We start from the raw sequence: 15947 nt of genomic DNA, 5'->3' as shown, positions 1-15947 counted from the left end.
CACTGAATCCAGACAAATTAACGAGGGTGACGAAATGGGAAATTGGCTTTTGCTTCTAGGGGGCATTTTAATAGTAGTAATTCTCCTGTTGATTGCAGGTGTATTGTATCTAAATCGCTGGGCGCAGTTTTATGTGAATGCAGCAGTGGACCGGGGGAATGACTGGTTTGCTACGGAAGGCGCAGCGCTCTTTGATCAAGCGTGGCAAAAGCGAACGGATGAAGAAGATGAGGCGGATGCGACGTTTTGGTTGCAAGAAAAAACTTGGCGGATTACCTCAGAGGATCGTTTAAAACTGGTGGCGGCAACGTTTACCCAACCGGGACATCGTTGGGTGATTGCTTTACATGGCTATCGCAGTACTGGGTTTCAAGATATGAACGACGTGGCACAAGTCTACTATGAAAAAGGCTACAATGTCTTAGTGCCAGATTTGCGAGGGCATGGGCGAAGTGAAGGCCAGACTATCGGTTTAGGCTGGCTGGACCGCTTGGATTTGCTTCAATGGATTGACGCCATCTTGGTCCAAGACGCAGAAGCCGAGATTTTGCTCCATGGCTGTTCGATTGGTGGTGCCAGTGCATTAATGGCCAGTGGGGAAAAACTCCCCCCGCAAGTAAAGCTGATTATCGCCGACAGTAGCTTTACTTCCGTATACAGTGAGTTCAAATGGTTACTGCGTCGCTATACCAAGTACCCTGTGAGTCGATTTATGGTCTTAGCCAATCGCTACGCTAGAAGAAAAGTTGGCTATTCCTTGATTCGAGCTTCGGTGACGCGGCAGTTAGGTAGCAATCATTTGCCAATCTTACTCTTACACGGGCAAGAGGATCAATTCGTCCCGGTGAAAGAACTCGGGGCATTGGCTAAAGCCAGCGCCGGTCCAGCAGAAACTCGAACTTTTGCCGAATGTGGGCACCTGGAGGCCAAGGAGCAAAAAGCTACGGAATATTGGGATGCGGTCTTTGCTTTTATCCAACAGTACACTAAATAAAGTCATTGTCAGCCAATCAAGAAGCTATCCCTTGGTATTTGTTATCAGGAGGTGAGCGAGTCTTGATTGGCTGTTTGTACTTTTCAGGGAAACCTTAGAAAAGCTGTCAAAAAGGTAATTACTTGCGTTTTTTTTCAGCCCTCACTAGAATGAAGATACAGAGGGCCATGAGCTTATGTTATCCTCGTGTTCCTTTGCCAAAGTAGGGAAAAATTAAATAAAACAAGTTGAATGGGGGACTTTTCATGGAAGGCAACAAGATTGGTGGGCAAGCAACAACGGAAGAATCATTGCTGGCTCAAGGGTATCGGAAATATACTGGCAAAGATATCGATATTTATTACAACAAAGACATTTGTGCGCACGTGGGCAACTGTGTCCGGGGGAATGGTGCGGTCTTCGAAGTCGGCCGGAAACCATGGATTTTACCAGATAATGGGGATGCAGCTGACGATGCCCGGGTTATTAATACTTGCCCAACAGGCGCGCTAAAGTTTGTACGAAAAGACCAATAAGAATGACCAGGAAGGATGAACTTCCTAGAAAGTAGGCTAAATATGGAAATCAAAGAAGAAAAAAATCGCATGGTATTGTTAACCGACGACGGCCAAGAAGCCGGTGAAATGACGTGGTCCCAAGCCGGGGACGACTTAATCATCATCGATCATACTTTTGTGGACGATGCGTATCGCGGTCACCAATACGCGCAACAGTTAGTAGCAGCTGGGGTAGAAATGGCTCGTGAAAAAAACTTGAAAGTCTTGCCCTTGTGCCCATTTGCGAAAAAAGAATTCGCCGAAAAACCAGAGTACGGCGACGTCTTACGGAAATAGCCTTTCAGCAGGTTGAACCCTGAATTGTGTCTAGCCAAATTTGTGGGAATATGCTAAAGTAAGAGAGACGTATTTTCCAAGGAAGGGAGCTAGCGCGCAATGTATAACTTTCTCTTGGCAGTGGTCATCGTCTTATCGATTTTGATCATTATTGCCGTTATGATGCAACCAAGCAAACAAAATAGTGCAGCCAGCGCATTTAGCGGTGGGGCAGGCGAACTTTTCGGTAAACAAAAAGCTCGTGGCTTTGAAGCTGTCATGCAGCGGGCAACGGCTGTGATGAGCGGAGTCTGGATGATTCTTTTGTTCGTCTTGGCGATTTTGTCATCAAAATAAGCACTTGGATACCGTGACCTTGCCAAAAAGGTCGCGGTTTTTTTATATGCGGTGTAGTGAAAAACGCGAAGTTAAGGTAGCAGACGGCGAATGGGTAACGGTTTGCAACAGGTCTATGATAAAATGAGCTGGGAGGTGGTTTGATGGAAAACTTACCAAAACCTTTTTATAGTAAGAAAAGTCAGCGAGGCGTTTTATTACTTCACGCCTATTCCGGAAGTGCCAATGACGTCCGCATGTTGGCCCGTTCTTTGGAAAAAGCCAATTACACAGTTTATGCACCGATTTTATCCGGGCATGGTACGTTAGAGCCACTCGATATTTTAACTGCTTCGGTGGAACAGTGGCGCCAAGATGTTCGCGATAGCGTGGCCTACTTGAAAAACGAAGGAATCACTCAGCTGGCGGTCTTCGGACTGTCTATGGGTGGGATTTTAGCCATGGATTTACTAACGGAAGACGATCCGGCAATTATCGCCGGAGGTGTTTTTTGCTCGCCGCTGTTTCCAGGAAGCAATCGGGTTACTGAAAGCTTTTTGCGTTACAGTGAAGGAGTCTATCGCAAACAAGGCTTAGCACAATCTGTCGCTAAAGAGCGCTTGGAACAGCTAGCAGCCCGCCAACCAGAGCAGCTACAAGCCATCGAAAATTTGGCGGCTAAAGCAGCTCAAAAATTACCAAATGTAACACAACCGGTCTATATTGCCCAAGGGGGAGCGGATCAAATGATCGATCCCACCACTGCCTATCGCACCCTTCAGGCCTTGTCCCAAACCGACGCGAGCTTTCATTGGTTTGCCAAAAGTGGCCATGTGATTACGGTAGCGGCAGAACACCAGCAGTTTGAGGCAACAGTGGGGCAATTTATCGAAAATCTGACTTGGAATGAGGAAAACTAGTGAATATAACAGAGCAGATTCGCCAATTTCTAGCGAATAGTTCAAAAAACAGTCTCTCTCCAGAAGAACTGGCAGCAGGTCTCGGCCTGCAAAAGAGCGCCGACTACAAACGCTTAGTTCAAACCTTGGCCGTCATGGAACACGATGGCAGTCTGGTATTTACCAAAAAAGGCAAGATTCAATTGCCTCCAGAAAATGTCTTATTAGAGGGCACCTTCCGAGGAAATGAACGAGGCTTTGGCTTTGTGCATTACGATGACGAGGAAGAGGATATCTACATTAGCAAGGAACACACGGGCTATGCCATGGATGGAGACACGGTGGCAGTGGACATCCTTGCTGTGGCAGATCCTTTTAAACAAAAAGGGCCCGAGGGCAAAGTCGTGGAAGTACGCAAGCGAGGCTTTACCCAGTTAGTAGGGGAGTTTACGCTTTTTTCTGAGGAAGAGATTGCCGAGACCGATTTGTATGGTGTGGTAAAACCCAAGGATAAAAAGCTTGCCGCGTTTCAAATCTTTGTGGCCGCCGAAGGAATTCGTCCGGTAGATGGCAGTGTGGTTCAAGTGGAAATCACCCACTATCCGGAAAAAGGCTACGGGACCAGTTTAGAAGGTTTAGTAACAAGCGTCTTAGGTCACAAAAACGATCCAGGTATGGATATTTTGTCCATCGTGGTTGCCCATGGGATTCCCATGGAGTTTCCTGAAGATGTTTTGAAGCAAGCGGATCAAGTACCAGATGCTATCGATCCCACAGCGTTTCCTGAACGCCGGGATTTGCGAGATCAGACGGTGGTTACCATTGATGGGGCCGATGCCAAAGACTTAGATGACGCGGTAACTGTGCACAAGTTAGCCAATGGCAATTATTTCTTAGGAGTGCATATTGCAGATGTTTCCTATTACGTGACGGAGGATAGCCCCCTAGATCGAGAAGCATTTGAGAGAGGAACCAGTGTCTATTTGACGGATCGAGTGATTCCTATGATTCCCCACCGTCTATCCAATGGTATCTGTTCTTTGAATCCGAAAGTGCCTCGTTTGACCATGAGCTGCGAAATGGAGATTGATCCTCAAGGAAAAGTCGTGCATCATGAAATCTTCCAGAGCATCATCCAAACTACAGAGCGCATGACCTATACTAGCGTCAATGAAATTCTGGAAGACCGTAATCCGGAAACCATGGAACGATATCAAGCGCTAGTTTCCATGTTTGAAACCATGGCGGAGCTCCACGAGATTTTGACGGCTATGCGGGAGCGGCGCGGTGCGGTTTCCTTTGAAGACCGGGAAGCCCAAGTGGTAGTAGACGAGGTAGGGCATCCAGAAGCAATTTTATTACGCAGTCGTGGCGTCGGGGAAAAGCTAATTGAGTCCTTTATGTTAGCGGCCAATGAAACTGTGGCGGAGCACTTCAATAAACGTCGCTTGCCGTTTTTGTATCGGATTCATGAAGAGCCTAAAGAAGACAAGTTGCGTCGTTTCTTTGATTTTGCGGCGACTCTAGGTTTGGTTATCAAGACCACCAAAGGTAGCATTACCCCAACGGATTTGAAAAGAATTGTGGAAGAAGTAGCCGACAAACCGGAATCCTTTGTGGTAAATACGATGCTCTTGCGCTCCATGCAGCAGGCGAAGTACTCAGAGGTCAATTACGGCCACTACGGATTAGGGGCGGAGTACTACACCCACTTTACTTCTCCCATTCGTCGGTATCCGGATTTAATCGTCCACCGCTTGATTCGTGCGTATGGAAAAGATAGCAGCAAGGAAAATCAAGAAAAATGGGCAGAAAAACTACCGGAAATCGCCGTCCACAGTTCGCAAATGGAACGACGAGCGGTGGATTGTGAGCGGGAAGTCGACGGTATGAAGAAAGCCGAATACATGGCGGCTCATATCGGCGAAGAATTCGAAGGCATCGTCAGTTCCGTGGTGCGTTTTGGGCTCTTTGTGGAATTGCCCAATACTATCGAAGGCATGATTCACATTACCAATTTGAAACAAGATTATTTCCATTTTATGGAAACCCAGCTGGCGCTAGTAGGAGAACGTACTGGAGTCACCTTTAAAATCGGTCAGAAAGTCAAAGTCAAAGTAACTAAGGCTGATCCGGTAACTCAAGAAATCGACTTTGAATTGGTGGAAGCCGAAGAAGTAACGCCGATTGTGCGACAAGAAAATCGCAAACGCCGACGCAGTCGTGAAAAGAATCAACGAAATAACCGGAAAAAAGGCAATTTCAAGGACCAAGGTAAAACTAAGGAAAAACCAGGCAAAGGGAAAGAGAAGAGCGGAAAAGGCAAGAAAAACGCCGGATTCACCCAGTCTGGAAAATCCGGGAAAAAGCCAAACGGGAAAAAAGGCGCGAAAAAACCTTTCTACAAAGGAGTCAAGAAGAAAGGAAAGTAAGGTAGCGTCGGTTTAAGAGGAGGTACGCAATGCCAAAAGGGGAAGGAAAACTCATTGCCCAGAATAAAAAGGCCCGGCATGATTATACGATTGTGGACACCATCGAAGCGGGGATCGTCTTACAAGGAACGGAGATTAAATCCATCCGCAACAGTCGGATTAACTTAAAAGACGGTTTTGTCCGGATTCGTAATGGAGAAGCATTTTTGGTAAATGTCCATATCAGTCCTTATGAACAAGGAAATATCTTTAATCATGATCCTCTGCGCACTCGGAAACTACTGCTACACAAAAAGCAGATTGACAAGTTATACGGGGAAATGAAGCAGCAAGGGATGTCGATTGTACCTTTGAAAGTCTACTTGAAAGACGGCTATGCCAAAGTATTAATTGGCCTGGCAAAAGGGAAGAAACAATATGACAAACGGGAAAGTTTGAAGCGTAAAGATCAAGAGCGACAAATCGCCCGGGCAATGAAGAACCATTAAAAATAGTAATCGGTGTAATGATAATTTTTAAAAGAATTATCATTACGCCTTTTTCATAGACAGCAAAAGCATCTGTAAGGCTTTTCATTTTTTGAATGCAGGGAATGGCGAAATCAAATCGAGACTTTCTCTCATTTTTGTCTAATGAAATCCTTTTCCGGTTTAGGAGGGCTATTGCTTTATAAATTCAAGGCTTTTTGATAGCATTTAAGCAATAATAGGAAATGCCGTTCCGATTTCCTAGACCAAAAAAAGTGAAGAAATGGTGCGATTCGGATTTCCCCCCATAAAAAATTCGGCAAAACTTCTTGATTGTCTAATTTTCGTGAAAATACTTTGAAATTTTCTTTTTGTGGTGGTATGATTCGGATGGTTATTCACTCAGAGCCTTTTTTGGCCGTGTTTTACCAGTGTTTCTCAGGATTTTGCAGGAAAAGAGGTGAGAAATTTTGAAGGAAAAAACCTTGCTCTTCCATATCGGTCCGATTTGGTTTGATGGCACGGTAGTATTGATGACACTGTTAACCTGTTGCATCGTATTTGCACTCGTTTTCATTTGTACCCGAAATTTGCAGCTGAAACCAAAAGGAAAGCAAAATGTAATTGAGTATCTAATTGATTTTGTTCGAGGGATCTTAAAGGACAGTCTGTCATCAAAGGAAGTCAACAATTTCCACTTACTATCCGTCACGCTGTTTTTATTCGTCTTCGTGGCAAACGAAATTGGTTTGATTACCAAGATTGTTTTCGAACGGGGGGGTGAAGAAATCTCTCTGTGGAAAAGTCCCACGGCCGATCCTATCGTAGCCATGTCTTTGGCAATGATGATGATTGTTTTAACCCATTACTTTGGGGTGAAAAAATTCGGTTTTGGCGGGTACATCAAAAACTCATTCCTGCAGCCGGTCAGCTTCTTGCTTCCGATTAAGCTTATTGAAGAGTTTACCAATGTTATCACATTGGGGTTGCGTCTTTACGGAAACATCTATGCTGGGGAAGTACTGTTAGGACTAATCGTGACGATGGCAAATTCGCTTGGTTGGTGGTCACTCCCAGTGGTGATGCCACTGGAAATGATTTGGATTGCCTTCTCCATCTTTATCGGGGCGATTCAAGCGTACGTATTCGTAACCTTGTCCATGGTATTTATGGGTCACAAGGTCGAAGCGGAACATTAACAACGGATTTACAAAATTATTTTCATATTATAGGAGGAAATTAACAATGAATTATATCGCAGCAGCAATCGCAGTTTTAGGGGCGGCAATCGGTGCCGGCTACGGGAACGGTCGCGTTATCTCACAAACTCTTGAATCTATGGCTCGTCAACCAGAAATTGCTGGTCAATTACGTTCTACCATGTTTATCGGGGTTGCCTTGGTCGAAGCTGTGCCAATCCTAGGTATCGTAATTGCTTTTATTCTCGTATTGATGTAGTAGACGATAAAAGCGGAAAATGTAACGGAGACTCGTTGTTTTCTGCTTTTTTGTATGAGGAATCACCTGCATTTTATGCTAAGAAAAGGAGCACAAGCGTATGCTAGATCATTTGGTACTTGCGGAGATCGCCCATACGACACTAAGTAGTATCGTTGTGGTGACAGGATCCTTTACGATCCTTTTGGCCCTCTTGAAGAAATTCGCCTGGGGACCAATCTCAGAAATAATGAAGAAACGTGAAGATCAGATCGCCAATGATTTAGATTCAGCCGAACAAGCGCGGGTTAATGCTGCGAAGTTGGAAGAAGAACGTCAATTAAAATTGATGTCTTCTCAAACGGAAGCTGCTGAAATCATCAAATCCGCCAAAGATAGTGGAGAAACAAGCCGTCAAAAAATCTTAAGCGAAACAAAAAGCGAAGTTGGTCGTTTGAAAGAAAAAGCTCAAGCGGACATCCAATTGGAAAAAGAAGCTGCGTTAACTAGTGTTAAAGACGACGTAGCGGATCTTTCTTTACAAATCGCAGCTAAGATTTTGAACAAAGAGCTTACTCCACAGGCTCATGAATCACTAATCAACGACTATATCGAAGGTCTGGGTTCACAAAATGAAACTCGATAAATACACCGTAGGCAAACGGTACGGCAAAGCCCTCTTCGAATTGGCGGCAGAGGCGGGACAGACCGAGCCAGTCTACGAAGATCTGTTGCAACTGCGACAGATTTACCAAGAAATCCCCGATTTGGGCAATCTACTCAGTGACGTCCGGTTAGATCAAAGCGCCAAAACGACTTTGATGGGGCAGTTGACCGCAGGCTTTGAGGGTATCGTCAAAAACTTCTTGCTCGTATTGCAACGGTATAATCGCATGGCAGACTTACCCTTTGTCATCGATGAATACGAAAAACGTTACGACCAAGAACAGGGTATGATTTTAGGTCAAGTAACCACCGCGGTGGCCTTGGCTCCGGAACAAAAACAACGCTTGGAAGCTTCCGTGGCAAAACGCCTCGGCTTTGAAAAAGCGCAGTTAACCGAAAAAGTCGACCCTTCCATCGTTGCTGGTGTCATTGTCGAAGCCGATAATTGGGTTATCGACGGCAGCGTGGCGAACCAATTAGCCAAATTACGGGAACAATTGAAGTAAAGTTACGAGAATGATAAAGAGGTGAATCGAATGGCCATCAAAGCTGAAGAAATCAGCGCTTTGATTAAAGAGCAAATCAAAAATTACCAAAGTGAGCTTTCAGTCGAAGAAGTCGGCACCGTCACCTATGTAGGGGATGGGATTGCCCGGGCCCACGGCTTAGAAGGCGCCATGAGCGGTGAATTATTGGAATTCGCCAATGGCACTTTTGGTATGGCACAAAACTTAGAAACAAATGATGTTGGGATTATCATCCTTGGCGATTTTGAAGACATTCGTGAAGGAGATAAGGTTAAACGAACAGGCAAAATCATGGAAGTTCCAGTTGGGGAAGCCATGATTGGCCGGGTAGTTAACCCATTAGGACAACCAATCGACGGCTTAGGCCCAATCAAGACGGATAAATTCCGTCCTGTGGAAACTATGGCTCCTGGGGTTATGCAACGGAAATCCGTTTCCGAACCAATGCAAACCGGTTTGAAAGCAATCGACGCCTTAGTGCCAATCGGTCGTGGACAACGGGAATTGGTCATTGGGGACCGGAAAACTGGGAAAACCTCGATTGCGATTGATACGATTATCAATCAAAAAGGCCAAGATATGATCTGTATTTACGTAGCCATCGGACAAAAAGACTCCACCGTTCGGGCGCAAGTGGAAACATTGCGTAAATATGGTGCGATGGATTACACCATCATCGTTTCTGCCGGTGCTTCTCAACCAGCACCAATGTTGTACATCGCTCCTTACGCTGGGACAGCCATGGGGGAAGAATTCATGTACAACGGCAAACACGTATTGATCGTGTTTGATGACTTGTCCAAACAAGCGGTTGCTTACCGTGAACTTTCCTTGCTATTGCGTCGGCCACCAGGTCGTGAAGCATATCCAGGGGACGTCTTCTACTTGCATTCTCGTCTTTTGGAACGGGCAGCAAAATTGAGTGACGAACTGGGCGGCGGTTCAATGACGGCCTTGCCATTTGTTGAAACCCAAGCCGGAGATATTTCTGCTTACATTCCAACCAACGTAATTTCCATTACAGATGGTCAAATCTTCTTGGAAAGTGACTTGTTCTACGCAGGGGTTCGCCCAGCGATTGATGCCGGTCTTTCCGTATCACGGGTTGGGGGCTCTGCCCAAATTAAAGCTATGAAGAAAGTTGCCGGAACCTTGCGTTTGGACTTGGCCAGCTACCGTGAATTAGAAGCCTTCACTCAGTTTGGTTCTGATTTGGACCAAGCGACTCAAGCGAAATTGAATCGTGGTCGTCGGACTGTGGAAGTCTTGAAACAAAAACTTCACAGCCCACTAGCAGTGGAAAAACAAGTAGTCATCTTGTACGCTTTGACCCACGGCTTTACCGACAGTATTCCAGTAGCGAAAATTTTGGAATTCCAAGATTTCTTGTTTGAACAAATCGAAAACAATCACAATGAATTGTTTGAAACGATTCGGACAACCAAAGATCTACCTGCTGAGGCAGACTTAGACGCTGCGATTAAAGAAGCTAAAGACTTGTTCATGTCTTATAACAGTCAATCTTCTTCCGCACAAGAAAAAGTTCAATCCATCGAAACCGAACGGGAAGACAATAAATAATCGACCAACGTTCTGACCAAAACGTCTTAGTTTTATGTCAACACTACGACTAAACGTTACAGGAAAGGGGGAAAAGACGCATGGGTGCTTCCCTTAACGAAATCAAACAACGGATCGGCTCCACGAAGAAAACCAGTCAAATCACGAAAGCGATGCAGATGGTTTCCGCTTCGAAGCTGACAAAATCCGAAAGCCATTCAAACAATTTTCAGATTTATGCCCACAAGGTTCGGGAAGTCGTTACACATATGACGGCGCAAGAATTGACGGACATTTATACGAACAATGTGCACGATGGCGTGAACTATAACAGCATGCTACTAGCTCGTCCGGTGAAAAAGACCGGCTACATCGTGATTACTTCCGATGGGGGCTTAGTGGGCGGTTACAATAGTTCAATTTTGAAACAAATGATGACCATGCTAGAAGAAGATCACGAATCTCAAGATGATTATGTCATGATCGCCATTGGCGGGACTGGCGCCGATTTCTTTAAAGCACGGGGGATCAACCTGGCCTATGAATTGCGTAATTTGTCAGACCAACCAAGTTTTGACGAAGTTCGTAAAATCGTGACCATGGCGACCACCATGTATCAAAATGAAGTCTTTGATGAGTTATACGTTTGTTACAATCACCACATTAATTCATTAACGAGTCAGTTCCGGGTAGAAAAAATGCTCCCGATTACGGACTTGGATCCAGATGAAGCAGAAAGTTACGAACAAGAATACTTGTTTGAACCTTCAAAAGCAGCCATTTTGGATCAATTGTTACCTCAGTATGCGGAAAGCTTGATTTATGGCTCCATCGTGGATGCCAAGACGGCGGAACACGCAGCCGGGATGACCGCAATGAAGACGGCAACGGACAACGCGAAGAACATCATTGATGATTTGACGATCTCGTTTAACCGGGCGCGTCAAGGGGCTATTACCCAAGAAATTACCGAGATTGTTGCCGGAGCCATCGCTCTGGAATAAGCTCGCTGTGACTGAATCACTGACTGTGATGAAATCAGTCAGTCATTCAAAAGTGTATATAAGGAGGAAAACAAATGAGTTCAGGAAAGATTGTTCAAGTAATCGGTCCCGTTGTCGACGTGGAATTCTCATTGGATCAATCCTTACCAGATATCAACAATGCCCTTGTGGTGTATCGCGGTGATGATCAAAAACGGATCGTCTTGGAAGCGACCTTAGAGCTTGGAGATGGGGTCATCCGGACGATCGCAATGGAATCAACCGATGGCTTGCAACGGGGGATGGAAGTTGTCGATACTGGCAAACCAATCTCTGTTCCTGTAGGGAAAGAAACACTAGGACGGGTTTTCAACGTTCTAGGGGATACCATCGATATGGAAGCAGAGTTTCCAAAAGATGCTCCCCGGAGCAGTATTCATAAAAATGCACCAGATTTCGACCAACTGAGCACTAGTACCGAAATCTTGGAAACAGGGATTAAAGTAATCGACCTATTGGCTCCTTACCTTAAAGGTGGGAAAGTCGGCCTCTTCGGTGGTGCCGGTGTTGGGAAGACTGTCTTAATCCAAGAATTGATTCACAATATCGCCCAAGAACACGGGGGGATTTCCGTCTTTACCGGTGTTGGTGAACGGACTCGTGAAGGGAACGACTTGTACTACGAAATGAAAGACTCTGGGGTTATCGAAAAAACTGCCATGGTCTTTGGGCAAATGAATGAGCCACCAGGTGCCCGGATGCGGGTTGCCTTGACTGGTTTAACCATTGCCGAATACTTCCGGGATGAAGCGGGCCAAGACGTGCTGTTGTTTATCGACAACATCTTCCGTTTTACCCAAGCCGGTTCCGAAGTTTCTGCCCTTTTAGGTCGGATGCCTTCAGCCGTTGGGTACCAACCAACTTTGGCTACTGAAATGGGTCAATTGCAAGAACGGATTACTTCTACTAAGAAGGGTTCCATCACATCCATTCAAGCGATTTACGTGCCCGCCGATGACTATACTGACCCGGCGCCAGCAACGGCCTTTGCTCACTTGGACTCCACAACCAACTTGGAACGTAAATTAACCGAACAAGGGATTTATCCTGCGGTGGATCCATTGGCATCTTCTTCTAGTGCCTTGGCGCCAGAAATTGTCGGGGAAGAACACTACCGAGTAGCGACAGAAGTCCAACACGCATTACAACGTTACCGTGAATTGCAAGATATCATCGCAATTCTAGGGATGGACGAATTGTCTGACGATGAAAAAGTCCTCGTGGCTCGTGCCCGTCGGATCCAATTCTTCTTGTCACAAAACTTTAACGTGGCGGAACAATTTACCGGTCTTCCTGGTTCTTATGTACCAGTAGAAGAAACTGTTAAAGGCTTCGCTGAAATCCTAGCTGGGAAATACGATGATCTTCCTGAAGAAGCCTTCCGTAGCGTGGGCCGAATCGAAGACGTTGTCGAAAAGGCTAAGAAATTAGGATACTAGAAAGAGGTGTCCCATGGAAGAGAGATTTTTAACGGTTAACGTGGTGACGCCAGATGGCTTGGTCTATGATCACCATGCCCGGATAGTGGTTGCAAAAACCATTAGTGGGGAAATCGGGATCATGCCCCGCCACGCACCGATTATTGCGCCTTTGGTAATCGATGAAGTCCGGGTCAAACGTTTGGACTCTGATACTCACGTGGATTGGATTGCAGTCAACGGGGGCATCATGGAAGTCCGCGATGACGTGGTCTCCATTATTGCCGATAGTGCCGAACGGGAACGGGATATTGATGTATCTCGTGCCGAACGGGCGAAAATTCGGGCGGAAAAGATGATCGAAGCGGCTCAAGCCCAAGACGACGTGGATCAATTGCGTCGGGCCACCGTTGCTTTGCATCGGGCAATCAACCGGATCAACGTTTCAAAACACGGTTAAAACAAAAAACGCGTCTCGCAATTGCGAGGCGCATTTTTTGTATAACGAAAGGAATTAGCGAATCTTTTCTAAAAGCAAGCGAGTGCAGTCAATTTGGTTGGGAATCTGACCATTTTGATCCCGCACGCGCCAAATATCAGGGGTGATTTCGTCTACTACATACATCTGGCCGGCTTCATCAATACCAATCTCGATTTTCAAATCGATTAAGTCTAGGTCCATTTTTGCCAAATCGGCTTTTAAAACAGCACCGACTTTTTCTAAAATGGCTAAGGCTTGGTCGTATTGACCTGGGGCTAGGAGTCCCTTCATTTGGCACAAGCGATCGGTAATCAAAGGGTCCCCTTGCTCATCGGATTTCAAGGTGACTTCCGTGTAGACAGGATCGAAAGGCAGTCGTTCCGGTAAGTCAAAACGACGACACATGCTGCCGGCACTTTCGTAGCGCAAGACAAACTCTAATGGTGGAACGGTTAATTGACGGACTTGCATTAAGCCTTGATCTAAATCGGCGCCTAAATAGTGGGTGGGCACGCCATTTTGCTCCATGAGTTCGAAGTAGTATTGAGAGACTTCTAAGCCATCTTTCCCTTTGCCTGGTACGCTGCCCCCGACGGTATTGGAGCCTGGATCAAAGACACCATCTTCTCCTGTGGCGCTGTCTTTAAAAAGTAACCAGACTGTGCCTGTAGACTCATCTTGGAAGACCGTTTTCGTCTTGCCATCGTACAATTCTTTCATCCTTACACTCCTTTATTCGTGTTTTGATTGATTTTGTTGAATATAACACGAGTTTTTATGTCTGTCGATAGAAATAAGCTCTTTTTCATAAAGAATAACTAAAAAGGAAGGTATTTTTAAGGGAAAACACTATGCCAAAAAATCAGGTGAGTTTCTATAATAGTAGGAAAAGAAAAAGCAAAATAGTAAAGAAAAGTCAAAGATGAAGGGAATCTCTTCAAGAAAAAATGGGTAGAAAATATAAAATTGGTAGGTTTTTGAAAACCGATACATTACGTTAACCACGGGGAGATTCGCCGATACCTCTTACCAGGAAGTGGAAGCGAGTAGGCTTTTAATAAGTATAATTATTTTAAAAAAATCACGAAATAGAGTAGAATGTAGGAAATGCCTTTAAAAAAACTTTAGAAAGACTTGAAAGAAAAGTAATTTTTCTTTCATCTCTATTTATGTTACTATCTACCTGTCGAGTTTTTTTGAAAGAAGGGCTGTTATGCAATATTATGGCATGGATGCACTAGTACGAATTATTAGTCACTTGGCCTTTATCTACTTGGCTTTTTGGGGTTTACGAGCCGTGCGCTTAGACACGCTCTTTCGCTCCTTTAACAACCGACAGATTCGTTTGGTGATGACCCTTGTAGCAATTGTTTTAGGCTATCAGGCAAGTTCTTTCTTTTTGGAGGTCTTGGCACTGTGTCGCAATCTGTTTTATTCATTTCAATGATGCAACAGGCATAATAAAAAAAGCAACTGACTAACGATTTTATTGAAGGTATGGTATTGAGAGTGAGCTTGAACTGAGGTTCAACATTAGTTCTGGAGGGAAATTTATGGAAGAGATCATCGTTCACGGTGGGAATCAATTAAAAGGAACTGTCAAAATTGAAGGAGCAAAAAATGCGGTCCTACCGATCCTAGCTGCTACCTTGTTGGCTGAGAGTGGCGTTACAAAATTGCGCAATGTGCCGATTTTGTCTGATGTTTTAACGATGAATGAAGTGATCCGTCAATTAAACGTGGCGGTTGATTTTGATCAAGATACAAATGAAGTGACAATCGACGCTTCACAGGATTTAAAAGTTGAAGCGCCTTATGAGTTGGTTAGCCAAATGCGTGCTTCCATCGTTGTGATGGGGCCTTTATTGGCGCGGAATGGTCATGCAAAAGTAGCAATGCCTGGTGGTTGTGCGATTGGCAAACGGCCGATTGATTTGCACTTAAAAGGTTTTGCGGCTCTTGGTGCGAAAATTAACCAAAAAGATGGCTACATTGAAGCCATTGCCGATGAACTAAAAGGTGCGACGATTTACTTGGATTTCCCAAGTGTAGGGGCAACTCAAAACATCATGATGGCAGCGGTGAAGGCTACCGGTACTACGATTATTGAAAACGTGGCCCGGGAGCCTGAAATTGTCGACTTGGCGAACATTTTGAACAAAATGGGTGCCAAAGTTTATGGTGCAGGGACAGAAACCATGCGAATCGAAGGCGTGGAACATCTACACTCTGTTAACCATTCCATCGTTCAAGACCGAATCGAAGCCGGCACCTTTATGGTAGCAGCAGCGATGACTCAAGGGGACGTCTTGATTTTAGATGCGATTAGTGAACACAATCGGCCATTGATTTCCAAATTAACGGAAATGGGCGCTGTGATTACCAATGAAGAAAATGGTTTGCGGGTTGTGGGACCAAAAGTCTTGAAACCAACCGACGTGAAGACTATGCCTCACCCTGGTTTCCCAACGGATATGCAAGCACAAATGACAGCAATTCAAATGTTGGCGCAAGGTACTAGTGTTGTTACCGAAACCGTCTTTGAAAATCGTTTCCAACACTTGGAAGAAATGCGCCGGATGAATGCCCATGTGAAAATCGACGGCAATGTTGCTGTGATTGAAGGGGGCCACCCAATGCAAGGTGCTTTGGTTTATGCAACCGACTTGCGTGCAGCGGCAGCTTTGATCTTAGTCGGTTTAACTGCAGAAGGCATCACTCGCGTACGGAATTTGAAATATTTGGATCGTGGTTATTACCAATTCCACAAAAAACTCCAAGCACTAGGAGCAAATGTGGAACGGGTGGACGTAGCACAAGAAGTAACCGAAAAAGAAGCAACTCCAATTGCCTAGTTTGGTAATTGCAAAATCGG

Annotated in this window: 18 protein-coding genes; 17 read left to right on the top strand and 1 reads right to left on the bottom strand. The window is 45.1% G+C overall.

From position 1 onward, the window contains the following. Positions 1-34 precede the first annotated feature (34 nt). The 15 genes from I579_RS00925 (at position 35) to I579_RS00855 (ending at position 13051) form a co-directional block, all read left to right on the top strand. The gene (locus I579_RS00925) at positions 35-994 is read left to right on the top strand and encodes an alpha/beta hydrolase (RefSeq protein ID WP_010753083.1); all 960 of its coding nucleotides are present in this window, start codon (positions 35-37) and stop codon (positions 992-994) included. 245 nt (positions 995-1239) lie between these two features. After that, positions 1240-1509 carry a (4Fe-4S)-binding protein gene (locus I579_RS00920; protein WP_010753084.1) on the top strand — a complete coding sequence of 90 codons (270 nt, stop codon included), beginning with the start codon at positions 1240-1242 and terminating at the stop codon, positions 1507-1509. A gap of 42 nt (positions 1510-1551) precedes the next feature. Further along, positions 1552-1827, top strand: coding sequence for a GNAT family N-acetyltransferase (locus I579_RS00915; RefSeq protein WP_010753085.1), 276 nt, complete (start codon positions 1552-1554; stop codon positions 1825-1827). A 99-nt stretch (positions 1828-1926) separates the two neighbouring features. Next, positions 1927-2163 (top strand): preprotein translocase subunit SecG, encoded by a 237-nt coding sequence (gene secG / locus I579_RS00910; protein ID WP_010753086.1) that lies wholly within the window; start codon positions 1927-1929, stop codon positions 2161-2163. Between the two features lie 143 nt (positions 2164-2306). Further along, positions 2307-3062, top strand: coding sequence for an alpha/beta hydrolase (locus I579_RS00905; RefSeq protein WP_010753087.1), 756 nt, complete (start codon positions 2307-2309; stop codon positions 3060-3062). A gap of 5 nt (positions 3063-3067) precedes the next feature. After that, the gene (gene rnr, locus I579_RS00900) at positions 3068-5473 is read left to right on the top strand and encodes a ribonuclease R (RefSeq protein WP_034810373.1); all 2406 of its coding nucleotides are present in this window, start codon (positions 3068-3070) and stop codon (positions 5471-5473) included. Between the two features lie 29 nt (positions 5474-5502). Beyond that, on the top strand, positions 5503-5961 hold the full coding sequence (gene smpB, locus I579_RS00895) for an SsrA-binding protein SmpB (RefSeq protein WP_010753089.1): 459 nt from the start codon (positions 5503-5505) through the stop codon (positions 5959-5961). Between the two features lie 449 nt (positions 5962-6410). Further along, positions 6411-7139, top strand: a complete 729-nt coding sequence (atpB, locus tag I579_RS00890; RefSeq protein ID WP_010753090.1) for a F0F1 ATP synthase subunit A — start codon at positions 6411-6413, stop codon at positions 7137-7139. 46 nt (positions 7140-7185) lie between these two features. Further along, positions 7186-7398, top strand: a complete 213-nt coding sequence (atpE, locus tag I579_RS00885) for an ATP synthase F0 subunit C (RefSeq protein WP_010753091.1) — start codon at positions 7186-7188, stop codon at positions 7396-7398. A 100-nt stretch (positions 7399-7498) separates the two neighbouring features. Further along, on the top strand, positions 7499-8023 hold the full coding sequence (atpF, locus tag I579_RS00880; RefSeq protein ID WP_010753092.1) for a F0F1 ATP synthase subunit B: 525 nt from the start codon (positions 7499-7501) through the stop codon (positions 8021-8023). Next, complete coding sequence (gene atpH / locus I579_RS00875; protein ID WP_010753093.1) at positions 8010-8549, top strand: ATP synthase F1 subunit delta; 540 nt, start codon at positions 8010-8012, stop codon at positions 8547-8549. Before atpF ends, atpH begins: the two co-directional genes overlap by 14 nt. A gap of 30 nt (positions 8550-8579) precedes the next feature. After that, positions 8580-10151 (top strand): F0F1 ATP synthase subunit alpha, encoded by a 1572-nt coding sequence (gene atpA, locus I579_RS00870; RefSeq protein WP_010753094.1) that lies wholly within the window; start codon positions 8580-8582, stop codon positions 10149-10151. An 80-nt stretch (positions 10152-10231) separates the two neighbouring features. After that, positions 10232-11134 carry a F0F1 ATP synthase subunit gamma gene (locus tag I579_RS00865; RefSeq protein ID WP_010753095.1) on the top strand — a complete coding sequence of 301 codons (903 nt, stop codon included), beginning with the start codon at positions 10232-10234 and terminating at the stop codon, positions 11132-11134. A 74-nt stretch (positions 11135-11208) separates the two neighbouring features. Further along, on the top strand, positions 11209-12612 hold the full coding sequence (atpD, locus tag I579_RS00860) for a F0F1 ATP synthase subunit beta (protein ID WP_010753096.1): 1404 nt from the start codon (positions 11209-11211) through the stop codon (positions 12610-12612). A gap of 13 nt (positions 12613-12625) precedes the next feature. Further along, positions 12626-13051, top strand: coding sequence for a F0F1 ATP synthase subunit epsilon (locus tag I579_RS00855; protein ID WP_010753097.1), 426 nt, complete (start codon positions 12626-12628; stop codon positions 13049-13051). Between the two features lie 54 nt (positions 13052-13105). Here I579_RS00855 and I579_RS00850 read toward each other — a convergent pair whose 3' ends face one another. Continuing rightward, positions 13106-13792, bottom strand: coding sequence for a phosphoribosylaminoimidazolesuccinocarboxamide synthase (locus I579_RS00850; RefSeq protein ID WP_010753098.1), 687 nt, complete (start codon positions 13790-13792; stop codon positions 13106-13108). A gap of 493 nt (positions 13793-14285) precedes the next feature. Here I579_RS00850 and I579_RS00845 point away from each other — a divergent pair, with 493 nt between their 5' ends. Continuing rightward, entirely contained in the window at positions 14286-14519 is a 234-nt protein-coding gene (locus tag I579_RS00845; RefSeq protein WP_010753099.1) for a DUF1146 family protein, read from the top strand. 106 nt (positions 14520-14625) lie between these two features. Beyond that, positions 14626-15927, top strand: coding sequence for a UDP-N-acetylglucosamine 1-carboxyvinyltransferase (gene murA / locus I579_RS00840; RefSeq protein ID WP_010753100.1), 1302 nt, complete (start codon positions 14626-14628; stop codon positions 15925-15927). Positions 15928-15947: the final 20 nt, after the last annotated feature.

The organism is Enterococcus asini ATCC 700915 (genome assembly GCF_000407365.1).
Taxonomy (GTDB): domain Bacteria; phylum Bacillota; class Bacilli; order Lactobacillales; family Enterococcaceae; genus Enterococcus_C; species Enterococcus_C asini.
Note: the sequence above shows the minus strand (reverse complement) of the source record. Positions and strands in the feature narration are given on the sequence as shown.

What these genes read in the sequence shown, in the direction of transcription:
- I579_RS00925 (WP_010753083.1), top strand. Translation starts at nt 35, where the DNA reads ATGGGAAATTGGCTTTTGCTTCTAGGGGGCATTTTAATAGTAGTAATT.
- I579_RS00920 (WP_010753084.1), top strand. Translation starts at nt 1,240, where the DNA reads ATGGAAGGCAACAAGATTGGTGGGCAAGCAACAACGGAAGAATCATTG.
- I579_RS00915 (WP_010753085.1), top strand. Translation starts at nt 1,552, where the DNA reads ATGGAAATCAAAGAAGAAAAAAATCGCATGGTATTGTTAACCGACGAC.
- secG (WP_010753086.1), top strand. Translation starts at nt 1,927, where the DNA reads ATGTATAACTTTCTCTTGGCAGTGGTCATCGTCTTATCGATTTTGATC.
- I579_RS00905 (WP_010753087.1), top strand. Translation starts at nt 2,307, where the DNA reads ATGGAAAACTTACCAAAACCTTTTTATAGTAAGAAAAGTCAGCGAGGC.
- smpB (WP_010753089.1), top strand. Translation starts at nt 5,503, where the DNA reads ATGCCAAAAGGGGAAGGAAAACTCATTGCCCAGAATAAAAAGGCCCGG.
- atpE (WP_010753091.1), top strand. Translation starts at nt 7,186, where the DNA reads ATGAATTATATCGCAGCAGCAATCGCAGTTTTAGGGGCGGCAATCGGT.
- atpF (WP_010753092.1), top strand. Translation starts at nt 7,499, where the DNA reads ATGCTAGATCATTTGGTACTTGCGGAGATCGCCCATACGACACTAAGT.
- atpH (WP_010753093.1), top strand. Translation starts at nt 8,010, where the DNA reads ATGAAACTCGATAAATACACCGTAGGCAAACGGTACGGCAAAGCCCTC.
- atpA (WP_010753094.1), top strand. Translation starts at nt 8,580, where the DNA reads ATGGCCATCAAAGCTGAAGAAATCAGCGCTTTGATTAAAGAGCAAATC.
- I579_RS00865 (WP_010753095.1), top strand. Translation starts at nt 10,232, where the DNA reads ATGGGTGCTTCCCTTAACGAAATCAAACAACGGATCGGCTCCACGAAG.
- atpD (WP_010753096.1), top strand. Translation starts at nt 11,209, where the DNA reads ATGAGTTCAGGAAAGATTGTTCAAGTAATCGGTCCCGTTGTCGACGTG.
- I579_RS00855 (WP_010753097.1), top strand. Translation starts at nt 12,626, where the DNA reads ATGGAAGAGAGATTTTTAACGGTTAACGTGGTGACGCCAGATGGCTTG.
- I579_RS00850 (WP_010753098.1), bottom strand. Translation starts at nt 13,792, where the DNA reads ATGAAAGAATTGTACGATGGCAAGACGAAAACGGTCTTCCAAGATGAG.
- I579_RS00845 (WP_010753099.1), top strand. Translation starts at nt 14,286, where the DNA reads ATGCAATATTATGGCATGGATGCACTAGTACGAATTATTAGTCACTTG.
- murA (WP_010753100.1), top strand. Translation starts at nt 14,626, where the DNA reads ATGGAAGAGATCATCGTTCACGGTGGGAATCAATTAAAAGGAACTGTC.